The organism is Rosettibacter sp. KY25 (genome assembly GCF_057554405.1).
In genome coordinates this window covers 103,527-118,303 of sequence record NZ_BAAJAO010000003.1, presented here as the reverse complement: position 1 = coordinate 118,303, position 14,777 = coordinate 103,527, and the positions used below count along the sequence as shown (strand labels likewise).

Below are 14,777 nucleotides of genomic sequence, written 5' to 3'. Positions count from 1 at the left end.
GATGAAAAAGATAGGACAATTCTATAGAGAAAAAATACTCTCTTTACCTGAAAATTTAAGAATTAAGAGAGTAATTCCGATTAATGCAAATAAAATAAAGATCGAAAAAGATTTATTTGGCTGGAAAATTATTCTTGATAATGAAATTATAGAATGCAATTCAGAAGAAGAAGCACGTTATATACAAGTTTTTGCTGATATTGGAATGGATGAAATTTTTGTCCCAAAAGATTTAGAATACTTGAAACAAATACTCCCCGAACTTGAAGAATTAAAAAGAAAAACTGAAGAAATAATTGAAATGAATTTGGACGGCATACGTGATCCAAGAATCAGAGCTAAAGTTAGATACGAAGTTTATCTTGAAATTACAAAGTAAATGCAGACTTTATTTCCTATAGGAATTATCTCATCAACACCATCTTCTTAACATAAAATTGATTTCCTGCTTGAAGTGTATAAAAATAAATTCCACTTGAAAGTTTATATTCATCTGAAGAAAATTTTATTTCATGTCTACCTGCTTCTTTATAGTCATTTACCAACACTGCGATTTCTTTCCCCATCACATCAAAAACTTTTAATATAACATAACTTGCTTTGGGCAGATTATAACTGATTATTGTTTCGGGATTAAATGGATTCGGATAATTATCATACAAATATGGTGTAGTAACTTTTTGTGTTAATGCTGCTTCTCTTAAATCTGTAACATTATTTTTAATTAACAACACTTCTCCATTATCAGGGATTGGATTAAACATCACATAATTAGAAAAATTTATCTGAACTAATTTGTATGAAATCTCGGAACCATTCTGCTTGACAACACAATTTTGCCAGTTAGTTGGCAATGGTCTTCGTATTGTGATAGCATGATTAAATAAATTATTATCGAGTGTATCTGTTACACTAACTTTAATTGTATCATCACTGTTGTAAATTTCTTTTACACGAATGCTGTTTCTTTCTTTGATATATTTAACAACATTTGCAAAAGTTGATACCCAGAATCTTTCTTCATTTGTTTTTAGGTATTCTAAACTTTTTCTTAAAGTATCAGATGAAAGAGGTGAATATCCTCCATCATTATCAATTCCATGAAGAAGATAAACACACCAGCCTTTAGTTCTTGCAGCATTTTCTGCTTTAGAATTAAAATCAGATACTCGTTTAACAGAACCTTCCGACCCACAGATTATTGAACTGATATTGTAAATATTAGAAGGTGTGCTGCTTTCTACATATCCTTGACAACCTCTTGCTGCAATGTAGTATTTGCTTACAAGTGAATAATTTCCAGTTTGACAATATGGATAAGCAAATGTAATACACTTCTGATTTGTAATTCTTGAATTTATTGCTGCTTGTGAATTAGATAATTCAGTATTCTGCTTTTCATCAGACAATCCGCTTAACGAAGTGTGAGTTACAGTGTGACTTGCTATTTCATGACCATTTGCAGCAGCTTTTTGTAATCCAGTCCAATTTGGTCCCCAGTTTGTAACTGTAAACAATGTTAACTTATAACCAAATTCATCAAACATTGGAACGACTTTTAACAACTGATTAGAACAGTTATCATCAAATGTATAAGTTACAGCAGCAGAACAGAAATTAAACCAGGTGCCAACTTCATAAGGTTTATCAATCTGAGCATAGTAATTTTGAAAAATTAAGAGCAGAAATAATTTCAATAAATTCTTTTTCATAATTTTAATCCCTTGATTTGAAATGAGGTTTTCGCTCATTAATCAATCAAATACAAATAATTTGGTAGTTTAATTTTGTAACCCGAATTCCCTCCAACCAAATCACTCCATTGATCGCCAATGTTTGCAATAATTTCATAACCCTTTTTAACAAGTTCTTCTCTTTTCTTTGCTTTAAATTCTGCAGCAGGAATATTATGTTCTTCTTTTGTTCTTGTTATTACAGTATCGAATTTTGTATAACCTTGCTCAATCAAATTTTTTATTGTTGCATCTCTTAATTCTTCATATCTGCCGGAAATAAAAATTACACGAATATTTTTTGAAATAAGGAAATCATAAAATCTTTTAGTTTCTTTAATTGCTTTTGCTTTGCCTTCTTTAATCCAGTTGTTCCATAATTGCATTACAAATCCAAATCCAATAGATTTTGTGTGTTCATAATTCGATAGTGCAGTTTCATCAATATCAAAAACAACTGCAGAATGTTCATTTGTATTAATCTTATTTATATGCTTTATAGCATCATCAATAATTTTAGAACATTCATAATCATAAAGACCAGATTCATAATAATTTTGAACAGCATTTTTAGCTGCATCAAGATTGATGATTTTTATTGCAGGATCAGATGAGTTGCATGAAATGGATAAAAATAATATGAGCAGTAAATAAAAGAATTTATTTATTCGCATATCATTTCTCTTAAAAACTATTAAAGGATATATTTGCTGAGGTCTCTGTTCTTAACAATTTTATCTAATTTCTGCTTAACCATTTCTCCTGTAATTTTAATTGTTGATTCTGGCATTTTATCTGGCACATCAAATAAAATATCTTCCAATAATGTTGTTAAGATTGTATGAAGTCTTCTTGCACCAATATTTTCCACCTGTTCATTCACGATTGCTGCAGTTCTTGCAATTTCTTTTATTGCATCATCTGTAAATTCAATTTGAACTCCTTCTGTTTGAAGCAGTGCAGCATATTGTTTGAGCAAAGCATTTTCTGGCAATGTAAGAATTTTGATAAAATCTTCTTCGGTCAAACTTTTTAGTTCAACTCGAATTGGAAATCTGCCCTGAAGTTCTGGAATTAAATCTGATGGTTTTGAAACATGGAATGCACCTGATGCAATGAATAAAATGTGTTCTGTTTTTACAGGACCATATTTTGTATTAACTGTAGAACCTTCAACAATTGGAAGCAAATCTCTTTGAACGCCTTCACGGGAAACATCAGGACCTTGAGTGCTTTTGCTTCCTGCAATTTTATCTATTTCATCGATGAAGACAATTCCAGATTCTTGAACACGCTGAATAGCTTCTCTTTGAACAGCTTCCATATCAATTAATTTTTCTGCTTCTTCCTGTGCAAGAATTTGTCGTGCTTCTTTGATTGTAGTTTTTCTTTTCTTTTTCTTTTTTGGAATCATGCTGCTTAACATATCCTGAAGATTCATTGTAATATCATCCATTCCCATTGGACCGAGCACCTGCATTCCAAAAGCTGGAGTTGAAACATCAAATTCTATCATTCTTTCATCAAGTTCACCTTTGCGTAATTTTTCTCTCATCCATTCTCTTGTTCTTTCATTTCGAGCTTCTTCACTTTCTCCATTTTCATCTTCAACTTTAACAGATTTTTTAATAGGAGGAATTAAATAATCGAGAATTTTTTCTTCTGCCAATCTTTCTGCTTTTTCTTTAACTTCAAGGGTTTTTTCAGAGCGAACCATGTTGACTGCAATTTCTGTTAAATCACGAATCATTGATTCAACATCACGTCCCACATAACCAACCTCAGTATATTTTGAAGCTTCAACTTTAACGAATGGAGCACCGGCAAGTTTTGCAAGTCTTCTTGCAATTTCTGTTTTTCCAACTCCAGTAGGACCGATGAGAATAATATTATTTGGCATTATTTCTTCTTTAATACTTTCTTCAACTTTTTGACGGCGCCATCTGTTTCTCAAAGCAATTGCAACTGCTCTTTTTGCTTCGTCCTGTCCAATTATATATTTATCGAGTTCTTTAACAATTTGTGAAGGAGTAAGTTGTTTCATTAAATTGTTGTTCATAAAATTTCTCCAAACTTTTTATTCAATAACTTCAACTGTTATTCTGTCATTTGTGTAAATACAAATTTCTGCTGCAGTTTTAAGTGCCTCTTCTACAATTTCCTTTGCTGATAAGTTGCTGTATTTTTTCAGCATCTTTGCAGCTGCAAGAGCATACATTCCACCGCTTCCGATAGCAACGATATTATCTTCTGGTTCAATTACATCTCCAGTGCCTGATACAATAAATGCTTTTTCCTGAGATAAAACTGCAAGCATTGCTTCGAGTCTTCTTAAGTATTTATCAGTTCTCCAGTCTTTAGCCAATTCAACAACTGCTCTGTTAACATTTCCGCTGTAGGCTTCGAGTTTTTCTTCGAATCTTTCAAGCAGTGTAAATGCATCGGCAGTAGAACCCGCAAATCCGCATAACACTTTTCCATTTAATAATTTTCTAATCTTTACAGAGTTATGTTTCATAACTGTATTGCCGAGTGTTACCTGACCATCACCACCCAAAGCAGCTTTGCCGTCTTTAATAACTCCAATTATTGTTGTTGAACGAACTTTCATTTATTTCTCCTGAAAAATTTTTGATTCTTTTTTGAAAAATATTTTGTATGGAAATAATCTTGGAACATGTTTTTGATATTCTAAATATGCAATTCCAAATTTTTCTGCTAATTTCTTTTCTTCATAAATTGAACCAATATAAAAATAAATTACAACACAAATGAAAGTAACAAAATAGAATAAATCCATTGATGGTCTTAATCCTAAAAATAAAATCGAGAAAAAATAAACTGGATGACGAACATACTTACCAGCTCCATTTATTCTAAAAGATTCTTTTGCATCGGCGTCTTCAATTTTATATTCGTTTTTCAAAAATCTTATTATCTGAGATATTCCTGCAAATTCTTTCAGGTCAATTCCTTTTAATGACCAGATTAATCCTGCAAAAGAAATAACTTGAGCTACAAATGTAACAATATCAAAAGGATAATGTAAGTCATAAATTAATATGTGGGGTTTGGGAGAAAGGAAATAAAAAACAAGAAACAGAATGATAGAAATAAAATTATAGAAGAATCGATAGAAAGCAATTTTTTCTCCAATGTTTTTAATCAGCTCACTTTTTATTCTGCTTGAAGCAAGAAAAGTATGAGAGAAAGCAAAAATTGAGAATAAAAGAACAATTAAGAAAATATCTACAATCATAATTTTTTGCGCAGCCGGGCAATAGGAATTTTTAGTTGTTCTCTATACTTAGCAACAGTTCTCCTTGCAATATGAATTCCTTTTTCCTGAAGTATGCTTGCAATTTTATCATCACTGTATGGATTATCTTTGGGTTCGTTTTCACAAATTTCTTTAATCAATTCTTTAATGTGTTTGTTGGAAATTTCATCTCCGCTGTCTGTAGAAAGTCCTTCACTGAAGAAATATTTTAATTCATGAATACCTTGTGGACTTTGAACATACTTTCCATTTACAACACGGCTTATTGTTGAAATATCCATTCCAACTTCATCTGCAATGTCTTTGTATATCATTGGCTTCAAATACTTTGGACCATTTTCAAAAAACTCATATTGCTTTTCGAGAATTGTCTGCATTATTTTCAAAAGTGTGTGTCTTCTTTGTTGAAGTGAAGCAATAAACCACTTAGCCGATTCAAATTTCTCACGTAAAAATTTATGTGTTTCTTTCTCTCTTTCTGATATTTTTCTTTTTCGTTTGTTCGATTCAAGCATTTCAAGATAAGTTTTGCTGATTGTTACTGAAGGCACATTCTTATCATTCAAAGTAACAATATAATTATCATCAACTTTTTCAATTATAAAATCAGGAGTAATTTGATTTACTTCTTCTGCATCAATATTTCCTTCTCCTGGTTTTGGATTTAATTTTTGAATAATACTTATTGCAGTTTTCAGAGTTTCTTTTGAGAGATTAAGATTTTTCTGAATGTTATCAAATCTCTTATTTACAAAATCATCAAAATGTTTTTCAAGAATTTTTTCAGCTATGTATGAATAATAAGGGTCAAAAGAGGAATTTCTTATTTGAACTAAAAGACATTCCTGAAGATTTCTTGCACCGAGTCCCGGCGGGTCAAGTGTTTGAATTAAGCTTAAGACTTTTTCTGCTTTTTTTACATCTACATCAATTCCTTCAAATAATTTTAAATCGTTCACAAATTTTTCAAGGTCCTCTTTGAAGTATCCATCTTTATCGAGAGCACCAATAATATTTTCTCCAAGAATCATTTCCTCTTCTGATAAATCGAGCATATGAAGCTGATCAATTAAGCTGTCTCTCAAAGATTTTCTTTGTGGTGCAACTGGATAAAATTTTTCTTCATCCTGGCTTCTGTTCAATCTGTCAAATTCATACTCATATTCAGCATCATTCATAAAATCTTCTAAATCGAATTCATCTTCTTTGCTGTTGTATGTTTCCTCTTCTTCATCATCAAGAGTAATTTCTTCCTGATTGTCTGTTTCTTCTTCGAGTTGTTCCAGCGATACTTCTTCTTCCAAAGTTTCTTCAAGTATCGGGTTCAACTCGAGTTCGGTTTTAATTCTTTGTTCTAAAGCTAATGTATTTAACTGAAGTAATTTTTGATACTGAATCTGCTGTGGTGAAAGTTTTTGTTGTAATGCTATTTTTTGTTGTAACGATAACATAGTTTACCCGATTACCTTTTTTGTTTTCAAAACCCAATCTTTTCCGAATGCCCGTTCAAGTGCACTTTTGCAAAAATTAAATATAGTTGTTGAAGTTTTATTCCCTTTTTCAAGTGCGGGCTGGCATTCAGAATACTTTTCAAATCTTAAAACATGCCCCCCAAATTTAGAAACCCTTATTGGAAATAAATGACAGGAAATAGGTTTGATAAAATCAATCTTTCCATCATTATAAGCTTTTTCAATTGCACACTTTGCAACATCACCTTCATAAGTTACAAATACACAGGCTCTATCGTTAATGCTTCTTGTCATTATTTCATCATAAACTTTAAACCAGAAACCATTTTTTTCAATTTCTTTTTTATGTTCATCGGGTAAATATTCTTTTATTATTGGAAGCAATTTATTGATAATTTCTATTTCCTCTTCTTTTAATGGTGCACCATAACGGCTTTCTATAGTGCAGCATGCACCTTTGCATTTTGATAAATCACATTCAAAATTGGTTTCCCAAATTTCTGAGTTCACCATAACATTTTCTACTTCTATAAAATCTATGTCCATAATTCTCTTTTATTTTTTCAAAAGATACGAATTTTTGTTCTCTCTTTAAAAAAATATAGAAAAAATAGCACTCTCAATGCAAATACAGATTAGTGTAATTCAAAAGTAAAAGATAAATTTACATTAAAAATTTCAGGGTTATGGAATTTACAGGTAAAACAATTCTTTTAACAGGAGCATCTTCTGGAATAGGAAAAGCATTAACAGAAAAGTTATCGAAAGAAAACTGTAAATTAATTTTGTGTGCGAGGCGATTGGATTTGCTCGAAAAATTTAGAGATGAACAAAAGTATTTTGCTGATATATTCCCTTTTAAGTGCGATGTAAGCAATAAAGAAGAAGTTAAAAGCACTTATGAAATAATTAAAAAAGAGATTGGTGAAATTGACCTTGCAATATTAAATGCCGGCGTAGGTTACAGAATGAATCTTGAAAACTTTAATTCAGAATTTGCAGAAGAAACATTTGGAGTAAATTTTTTTGGTCTAATCTATTGGATTGAAAATTTGATTCCTGATTTCTTAAGACGAAAAAATGGAATAATTGCAGGAGTTTCGAGTCTTGCTGATAATCGAGGATATTCTAAAAGCGGATTTTACTGTGCAAGCAAAGCAGCCGCAACAATTTTTCTTGAGGGTTTAAGAGTAGAATTAAAACCTCATGGAATAAAAGTTATAACCATTAAACCTGGTTTTGTAAAAACTCCTATGACAGACAAAAATGAATTTAAGATGCCTTTCTTAATGTCTGCAGAAAAAGCTGCAGATATAATTTTAAAGGGCATCAAAAAAGAAAAAAGAATAATTCAATTTCCTCTGCCAACTGTAATTTCATCTAAATTAATTGGATGTATGCCTTCAAGTTTGTATGAATTTTTAATGTTACACTTTAACAAAAAATGATAAATCTTATTAAAAAAATATTAATCTTCTTTCTGCTTCTTATCTTTTTCGTTTCATGCGAACATGATTTTCCAGTTGAACCTGTTTTTATTCAACGTGCAGAACTAATTAGTTATGAATTTTTAAGCAGTGTTAAAGCAGATAATCTAAAAACACTTACTGCAGGATTTAACATTGATGAATCATTAAAAACCAAATTTATTTATGATGTTGATGTTTATAAAATTATTTACACAACCTTAAGTCCTCAAGGCAGAATTGTTAAAGCATCTGGTTCAATTTTTATCCCAAAAGGAATTGATAATTTATCAATGCTGAGTGTTCATCATGGAACTCAAGCCAAAAGAAGCAATGTCGGTTCAGTAAATCCATATTATGCAATTGAAGGAATTGCAGGGGCTGCCGCTGGTTATTTTACAATTGTTCCTGATTATCTTGGACTTGGTGAATCAAACATTATTCATCCTTATCATCATGCAAAATCTTCTGCAGATGCTGTAATTGATTTTATTAAGACATCAAGAATAGCTGCACAAATTCTCGGTATAAAACTAAATGGACAGGTGTTTTTGATTGGATATTCTGAAGGCGGATATGTAACACTCGCGGCTCAAAGAGAAATTGAAAAAAATTATAGAAGTGAAATTAACATTACTGCGTCTGCACCAATGGCTGGAGCATACGACCTTTATCTTACAGCTCAATTAATTCTAAAAAATAAATTTTATACTCAGCCATCTTTTCTTGCTTTCTTAATCAAAGCTTATAATGAAATTTATGGCTGGAATAAAATCGACTCTATTTTTAATTCTCCATATGCAGAAAAAATATCACAATTATTTGATGGCACCAGAACAACATCTGAAATTAATGCTGAGCTGACAAATGACTTAACAAAATTATTCAATCAAAAATTTTTAAATTCTTTTCTTGATGGAAGCGAAAAAGATTTCACAGCTGCGCTTAAAGAAAACAGTCTTATAAATTTTGTGCCTGCCTCGCCAACAAAATTATTTCATGGTGATGCAGATGAATTTGTGCCTTATGAAAATTCTCTTAAAGCCCAAAATTATTTTAACTCGCATGGTGCAAATGTAGAACTTGTTACAATTAAAAATGGAACTCATACAAGCTCGGCAATACCAAGCATAATAAGCGCAATGGAATGGTTTGAAAATTTCAAAATCAAAAAAATGATTGCCTCTAAATCAACATATATAAAAAGCATCAAATAAATTATGGAGGTAATTATGAAAAAAATTTTTATTGCAATAACTATTTTATTTATCAATCTATCATTTTTAACAGCTCAAGAAACTGATGTAATTAAACTTCCTGCACCTCAAACAGAAATTGGCAAACCATTAATGCAAGCATTAAAACTTCGCGCTTCAACAAGAAATTTTGAGACAAAAGAATTGTCACTTCAAGAATTATCAAATTTGCTTTGGGCAGCTTACGGCATTAATCGTCCTGAAAGCGGCAAAAGAACTGTTCCATCTGCAATGAATTGGCAGGAATATGATATTTATGTTGTACTTAAAAATGGTGCATATCTTTACAATGCAAAAGATAATGAACTCAAACTTATAACAAAAGAAGATATAAGAGAGTATTGCGGGGTTCAGGATTTTGTTAAAACTGCTCCACTCAATTTAGTTTATGTTGCAGATTTTTCAAGAGTTTCTCGAGTAAATGAAGATGATAAATTAATATTTGTAGCTGCAGATTGTGGGTTCATTGCTCAAAATGTTTATTTGTATTGTGCATCTGAAGGACTTGCTTGTGTTGTAAGAGGAATGGTAAACAAAGAAAAACTTCCTGAAGCATTGAAATTAAATTCGAACCAAAAAGTTATATTAGCACAAACAGTAGGTTATCCAAAGAAGTAAAGAGAGATGAATTAAATCTTGATTTTAGAACGCAATTTCAATTGCTTATTTTTGTAAATAAAAAAGAGCAATAAAATGGGAAAATTCAAATACGTAATTAAACGAAGTGGGGCAATTGTTCCATTCAATCCTGAAAGAATTGTAAATGTAATTTACAGAGCAGCTGTGGCTGTGGGTGGACGCGACAGAGAACGCGCAGAAGAATTAGCAAAGCAGGTCATTGCTTTACTGGAAGAAAAATATGAAGAAGGTTATAAACCACATGTTGAAGAAATTCAAGATATGGTTGAAAAAGTGTTGATTGAAAATGGTCATGCCAAAGTAGCTAAAGAATTTATTTTGTATAGAGAAGAAGCAGCAAGAAGAAGAAGAGCAGAATCACGACATTTATCAAGACCGTCTGAATTTATTCCCTGGGCTAAAGTTTGGAATTCACTTGACTGGGCTGTATCTCATAATCTTCATACAGTTGAAGCTCTTAACGAAAGAATTAGAAAAGGAGAATTTCCACAAATTGTTCATGAATCAGAAACTGCTTATGAAACTCAGCTCGATACTGCTGCTGAAATAATTAAAGAAAGAAGCAAAGAATTAAAAATGGTTATGGTCAGCGGACCTTCTTCTTCAGGTAAAACTACTACAACATTAAAACTTGAGCAAAGATTAAATAAAATGGGAATGAAGTTTGTCCCTTTAATTGTTGATAATTATTTCTTTGATTTAGAACTTCATCCAAAAGATGAATTCGGTGATTATGATTTTGAAACACCTCAAGCATTAGACCTTGAACTAATAAATGAACATCTAAAAAAATTAGCTAATGGCGAAGAAGTAAAAATTCCTTATTACGATTTCAAAGAAGGAAAAAGATATTTAGACAGAACCCCTCTCAAAATAGAAAAAGATGAAATACTGTTGATTGACAGTCTGCATGGATTATATCCAGAATTCAGCAAAGAAATTCCATCAGCACAGAAATTTAAGCTTTATCTCGAACCACTACTTCAGATGAAAATGCCAGATGGAAAATACATTAGGTGGACAGACTTAAGATTAATCCGCAGAATGTTAAGAGATTCAGTTCATCGTGCATATAATCCAGAACAAACTCTACTTCATTGGCATTATGTTCGTTCATCTGAGAAGAGGAATATTTTACCTTACTGCAATACTGCTGATTACATCATAAATACAGCAATGTCTTATGAGGTACCGCTTTATCGTCCAAAACTATTAGAACATTTCAGAGAATGGGAAAATAAATATCAGGGCGACCCCTTGAGAGAAGATGCATATGAAAGAGCAGCAAGAGTAAGAAAAATGCTTGAATCAGTTGAACCTGTAGAAGATGATTCACCAATTCCAGGCGATTCAGTGCTCAGAGAATTCATTGGAGGAAGCACATTAAAATATCATTAAGAGAAAGTAAAAATTTGCATCAAAACTATTTGAAGTATTTTTAAAGTATAACAAAGATCATCCTACGAATTACAAGAAAGTTTAGTGCGTTTAAGCTTGTAATTACTTCTAAAATGATGGTCTTTCTTGTTATGAAAAATTATATCATTCACATTATTGTCAATAACATATCTTAATTCAAAAAATTTTTACCACCAAAAATTCAGTCTCTCAATTAAAATATTCAGCATAAATCAAAGCTTGTTTTTTATTTCCATACTTTGCTTTTTTACAAGCCATTTAATTTATTTTTGATTAAATATGAATTCAAAAAGTTATAAAAGTGCATTAAAACCATTAACTTCTGTTGTTATCTGGGGTGGGTCTTTTATAGCCACAAAATTTTTATTAAACGAGCTTGAGCCACTTTTAATAATTTTAATCAGACAGATTCTTGCAGTTTTATTCTTATCTGTTATTGCAATTCAACAAAAGAAAAGCTTTGCAATTAATCTTCACGATCACACTTATATTTTTATTCTTTCTTTAATTGCAACATTCCATCTATGGATTCAACTTAATGGTTTGAAACATACAACCGCATCTAACACTGGCTGGATAATTGGCATTACTCCTGTGTTTATGACAATTCTTGGAATAATCTTCTTCAAAGAAAAAATAACATCTACTCAATTAATTGGAATTTTGATTTCTTTTACTGGATTAATTTTATTGATAAGCAAAGGGAATATTTCTTCAATAGATTTTATTTCTAACAAAGGAGATTTTCTAATTCTTGCAAGTTCATTTACATGGAGTATTTATTCTTTTGTTAATAAAAAAATTTCTGTTCATTATTCTCCATTGATGACAATTCTTTATTTATTCTTAATGATGTCCATCATTCTTGTTCCTTTTACAATTAATTCAAAAAATATTAATTCACTTTTTCATCTTTCAGCAATAAGCTGGTCTGCGTTAATCTTTTTAGGAATTTTTTGTTCTGGTTTAGCTTATGTGCTCTGGGCTCAGGCAATGAGTGAAATGGAATCATCAAAAGTGGGGGCATTTCTTTACATTGAACCTTTTGTTACTGTTTTTACAGCATGGATATTTCTTAAAGAAGAAATTTCTTTTTTTACTTTGTTTAGTGGAATTGTTATTATTATTGGTGTAATACTCGTTAATCGAAAATAATTTTTGAAAAGTTGGATTGCCTTTCAAAAAATATCTTGAGGGAAAAAATGAAAACGAAAAAGTCGAACAACTCATTAATCCCCATTGACAGTATCATTAATAAAATTCTTGTTATAAGAAATCAAAAAGTAATTTTAGACAGAGATTTAGCCGCTTTGTATGGTGTTGAAACTCGGGCATTAAAACAAGCTGTCCGAAGAAACATTAAAAGATTTCCAGAAGATTTTATGTTTCAACTCACGAAAGAAGAATTCATGAAATGGAGGTCACAAATTGTGATGTCCAAATCAGATATTAAGGGCTTACGACATTTACCTTTTGCATTTACAGAACAAGGTGTAGCGATGCTTTCTTCTGTATTAAACAGCGAAAGAGCAATTGAGGTAAATATTTTAATCATGCGAGCATTTGTAAAATTGAGAGAAATTATTTCATCTCACGAAAAGGTTCTTGAAAAACTAAAAGAACTTGAAGCAAAGCTTAAAGAACATGATGAACAGATAATTCAAATAATTCAGGTTATCAACCAACTAATCTCCCCACCACAAAAATCGACTAAAAAAATTGGATTTTCTATTGATTAAAAATTATCACATATTAAATATGAGCTGAGAGATAAAATATGAAATCAATTCATTTCTTAACAATTATTTTGTTGTCATTTTTCTTAATAAAATGTGAGAATAAAATCATGGATGAACAAGCAGACTTAGTTCTAATCAATGGAAATGTTGTTACAATGGATGATTCAAAAATGTATGCAGAAGCAGTAGCTATTAAAGAAAATAAAATATTGTTTGTTGGTTCTAATGATGAAATAGAAAATTTAATTGGTGATTCAACCGAAGTGATTGACCTTAATGGTAAATTTGTTATCCCTGGTTTTATAGAAAGTCATGCTCATTTAATTGGATTGGGCGAATCATTAATTAACATTGATTTAAGAAACGCTAAAAGCTGGGATGAGATTGTAACAAAAATTTCATATGCAGCTAAAAATGTAAAACCTGGTGAATGGATAATTGGAAGAGGATGGCATCAGGAAAAATTTCAAAATATTCCTCAACCAAATGTAAATGGCTATCCTGTTCATAATAAATTGAGTAAAGCTACACCAAATAATCCTGTTCTTTTATATCATGCAAGTGGACATGCAATACTTGCTAATGCAAAAGCAATGGAACTAGCTGGAGTCAATAAGAATACAAAAAATCCCGATGGAGGAACAATTGTTCGAGATAATGATGGAAACCCAATCGGCATATTTGAAGAAAATGCAGAAAATTTAATTACAAAAATCTATGAAGAATACTTAAACAAAAGGTCAAAAAAAGAAATTTATCTTGATTATAAAAAGAAAATAATACTTGCAGCAGATGAATGCATAAAAAATGGAATTACATCTTTTCATGATGCTGGAGAAAGTTTTGAAATTATTAACCTGTTAAAACAACTTGTTGATTCTTCAAAAATTCCCGTTCGTTTATATGTAATGATAAACGAGCCAGTTCAAAAATTGAAAAGCTCCAGATTGCAGAATTATAGAATTATCAGCTATGGAGATAATCATCTTACAGTTCGTTCAATAAAAATGTATGTTGATGGTGCGCTTGGTTCAAGAGGTGCATGGCTGCTTGAACCTTATTCAGATTTGAAAAATCATTACGGCTCAAATGTAACACCAGTTAAAGACTTAGAAGAAATTTGTGAACTTGCAATTAATAATGGATTTCAAATTTGTATTCATGCAATTGGTGATAGAGGAAATCATGAAGTACTAAATCTTTATGAAAAGATTTTTAAAAAATATCCTGATAAAAAAAATTTAAGATGGAGAATTGAACATGCTCAGCATTTATCAAATGAAGATGTAAAAAAATTTTCTCAACTTGGTGTTATTGCAGCAATGCAGGGAATTCATTGTACTTCAGATGCTCCATTTGTAATAGAAAGACTTGGAGAAAAACGAGCCAAAGAAGGTGCCTACGTCTGGCGTAAATTAATTAATAACGGAACTATCATTTGCAATGGAACAGATGCTCCAGTAGAAGAGATTAACCCGATTAAAAACTTTTATGCAAGTGTAACAAGAAAAACAAATGATGGAAATTATTTTTATCCAGAACAAAAAATGACAAGACTCGAAGCTTTAAAATCTTACACTGTCAATGGTGCAATTGCATCTTTTCAAGAAAATTTATTAGGAACAATAACTAAGGGAAAATATGCTGATATTGTTGTTCTTTCTAATGATTTATTGAATTGTGCTGATGAAGAAATTTTATCAACAAGAATTTTATATACAATCATTGATGGTAAAGTTTATTATAAAGCAAATTAAAAACAAAAGGAAATAA

At 30.8% G+C, this 14,777-nt stretch carries 15 protein-coding genes; 8 read left to right on the top strand and 7 right to left on the bottom strand.

Features of this window, described 5'->3' with window-relative positions; genetic code table 11:
- Window position 1: 1 nt before the first annotated feature.
- A complete protein-coding gene (locus AC27L2_RS03035) occupies window positions 2–379 on the top strand; it encodes a hypothetical protein (protein WP_487210189.1) in 378 nt (125 codons plus the stop codon).
- Window positions 380–404: 25 nt separating this feature from the next.
- On the opposite strand, the gene AC27L2_RS03030 is transcribed toward AC27L2_RS03035, so the two are convergent.
- The 7 genes from AC27L2_RS03030 to AC27L2_RS03000 are packed head-to-tail and all read right to left on the bottom strand — an operon-like array spanning window position 405 to window position 7,031.
- Window positions 405–1,712, bottom strand: a complete 1,308-nt coding sequence (locus AC27L2_RS03030) for a polysaccharide deacetylase family protein (RefSeq protein WP_487210188.1) — start codon at window positions 1,710–1,712, stop codon at window positions 405–407.
- A gap of 38 nt (window positions 1,713–1,750) precedes the next feature.
- Window positions 1,751–2,407 carry an HAD family acid phosphatase gene (locus AC27L2_RS03025; protein WP_487210187.1) on the bottom strand — a complete coding sequence of 219 codons (657 nt, stop codon included), beginning with the start codon at window positions 2,405–2,407 and terminating at the stop codon, window positions 1,751–1,753.
- 20 nt (window positions 2,408–2,427) lie between these two features.
- Complete coding sequence (gene hslU / locus AC27L2_RS03020; protein WP_487210186.1) at window positions 2,428–3,792, bottom strand: ATP-dependent protease ATPase subunit HslU; 1,365 nt, start codon at window positions 3,790–3,792, stop codon at window positions 2,428–2,430.
- An 18-nt stretch (window positions 3,793–3,810) separates the two neighbouring features.
- Complete coding sequence (gene hslV / locus AC27L2_RS03015; RefSeq protein WP_487210185.1) at window positions 3,811–4,344, bottom strand: ATP-dependent protease subunit HslV; 534 nt, start codon at window positions 4,342–4,344, stop codon at window positions 3,811–3,813.
- A complete protein-coding gene (locus AC27L2_RS03010) occupies window positions 4,345–4,992 on the bottom strand; it encodes a methyltransferase family protein (protein WP_487210184.1) in 648 nt (215 codons plus the stop codon).
- Window positions 4,989–6,464, bottom strand: coding sequence for an RNA polymerase factor sigma-54 (gene rpoN / locus AC27L2_RS03005; RefSeq protein ID WP_487210183.1), 1,476 nt, complete (start codon window positions 6,462–6,464; stop codon window positions 4,989–4,991). The genes AC27L2_RS03010 and rpoN overlap by 4 nt, the downstream gene beginning before the upstream one ends.
- Before the next feature lie 3 nt (window positions 6,465–6,467).
- Window positions 6,468–7,031 (bottom strand): DUF3109 family protein, encoded by a 564-nt coding sequence (locus AC27L2_RS03000; RefSeq protein WP_487210182.1) that lies wholly within the window; start codon window positions 7,029–7,031, stop codon window positions 6,468–6,470.
- A gap of 140 nt (window positions 7,032–7,171) precedes the next feature.
- Between AC27L2_RS03000 and AC27L2_RS02995 the strand changes: the two genes are divergently transcribed.
- The 7 genes from AC27L2_RS02995 to AC27L2_RS02965 all read left to right on the top strand — a co-directional run bounded on the left by AC27L2_RS02995 (window position 7,172) and on the right by AC27L2_RS02965 (window position 14,761).
- Complete coding sequence (locus tag AC27L2_RS02995; RefSeq protein ID WP_487210181.1) at window positions 7,172–7,933, top strand: SDR family NAD(P)-dependent oxidoreductase; 762 nt, start codon at window positions 7,172–7,174, stop codon at window positions 7,931–7,933.
- Window positions 7,930–9,168, top strand: coding sequence for a lipase family protein (locus AC27L2_RS02990; protein ID WP_487210180.1), 1,239 nt, complete (start codon window positions 7,930–7,932; stop codon window positions 9,166–9,168). Before AC27L2_RS02995 ends, AC27L2_RS02990 begins: the two co-directional genes overlap by 4 nt.
- 15 nt (window positions 9,169–9,183) lie before the next feature.
- On the top strand, window positions 9,184–9,825 hold the full coding sequence (locus tag AC27L2_RS02985; RefSeq protein ID WP_487210179.1) for a SagB/ThcOx family dehydrogenase: 642 nt from the start codon (window positions 9,184–9,186) through the stop codon (window positions 9,823–9,825).
- 75 nt (window positions 9,826–9,900) lie between these two features.
- Window positions 9,901–11,244, top strand: coding sequence for a uridine kinase family protein (locus tag AC27L2_RS02980; protein ID WP_487210178.1), 1,344 nt, complete (start codon window positions 9,901–9,903; stop codon window positions 11,242–11,244).
- Window positions 11,245–11,544: 300 nt separating this feature from the next.
- Entirely contained in the window at window positions 11,545–12,420 is an 876-nt protein-coding gene (locus AC27L2_RS02975) for a DMT family transporter (protein WP_487210177.1), read from the top strand.
- 47 nt (window positions 12,421–12,467) lie between these two features.
- Window positions 12,468–13,004, top strand: coding sequence for an ORF6N domain-containing protein (locus tag AC27L2_RS02970; RefSeq protein WP_487210176.1), 537 nt, complete (start codon window positions 12,468–12,470; stop codon window positions 13,002–13,004).
- A 107-nt stretch (window positions 13,005–13,111) separates the two neighbouring features.
- Entirely contained in the window at window positions 13,112–14,761 is a 1,650-nt protein-coding gene (locus tag AC27L2_RS02965) for an amidohydrolase (RefSeq protein ID WP_487210175.1), read from the top strand.
- Window positions 14,762–14,777 lie beyond the last annotated feature (16 nt).

Excerpts from the sequence above, each read along its gene's own strand:
- AC27L2_RS03035 (WP_487210189.1), top strand. The coding sequence starts at position 2 with ATGAAAAAGATAGGACAATTCTATAGAGAAAAAATACTCTCTTTACCT.
- AC27L2_RS03030 (WP_487210188.1), bottom strand. The coding sequence starts at position 1,712 with ATGAAAAAGAATTTATTGAAATTATTTCTGCTCTTAATTTTTCAAAAT.
- AC27L2_RS03025 (WP_487210187.1), bottom strand. The coding sequence starts at position 2,407 with ATGCGAATAAATAAATTCTTTTATTTACTGCTCATATTATTTTTATCC.
- hslU (WP_487210186.1), bottom strand. The coding sequence starts at position 3,792 with ATGAACAACAATTTAATGAAACAACTTACTCCTTCACAAATTGTTAAA.
- hslV (WP_487210185.1), bottom strand. The coding sequence starts at position 4,344 with ATGAAAGTTCGTTCAACAACAATAATTGGAGTTATTAAAGACGGCAAA.
- AC27L2_RS03010 (WP_487210184.1), bottom strand. The coding sequence starts at position 4,992 with ATGATTGTAGATATTTTCTTAATTGTTCTTTTATTCTCAATTTTTGCT.
- rpoN (WP_487210183.1), bottom strand. The coding sequence starts at position 6,464 with ATGTTATCGTTACAACAAAAAATAGCATTACAACAAAAACTTTCACCA.
- AC27L2_RS03000 (WP_487210182.1), bottom strand. The coding sequence starts at position 7,031 with ATGGACATAGATTTTATAGAAGTAGAAAATGTTATGGTGAACTCAGAA.
- AC27L2_RS02995 (WP_487210181.1), top strand. The coding sequence starts at position 7,172 with ATGGAATTTACAGGTAAAACAATTCTTTTAACAGGAGCATCTTCTGGA.
- AC27L2_RS02990 (WP_487210180.1), top strand. The coding sequence starts at position 7,930 with ATGATAAATCTTATTAAAAAAATATTAATCTTCTTTCTGCTTCTTATC.
- AC27L2_RS02985 (WP_487210179.1), top strand. The coding sequence starts at position 9,184 with ATGAAAAAAATTTTTATTGCAATAACTATTTTATTTATCAATCTATCA.
- AC27L2_RS02980 (WP_487210178.1), top strand. The coding sequence starts at position 9,901 with ATGGGAAAATTCAAATACGTAATTAAACGAAGTGGGGCAATTGTTCCA.
- AC27L2_RS02975 (WP_487210177.1), top strand. The coding sequence starts at position 11,545 with ATGAATTCAAAAAGTTATAAAAGTGCATTAAAACCATTAACTTCTGTT.
- AC27L2_RS02970 (WP_487210176.1), top strand. The coding sequence starts at position 12,468 with ATGAAAACGAAAAAGTCGAACAACTCATTAATCCCCATTGACAGTATC.
- AC27L2_RS02965 (WP_487210175.1), top strand. The coding sequence starts at position 13,112 with ATGGATGAACAAGCAGACTTAGTTCTAATCAATGGAAATGTTGTTACA.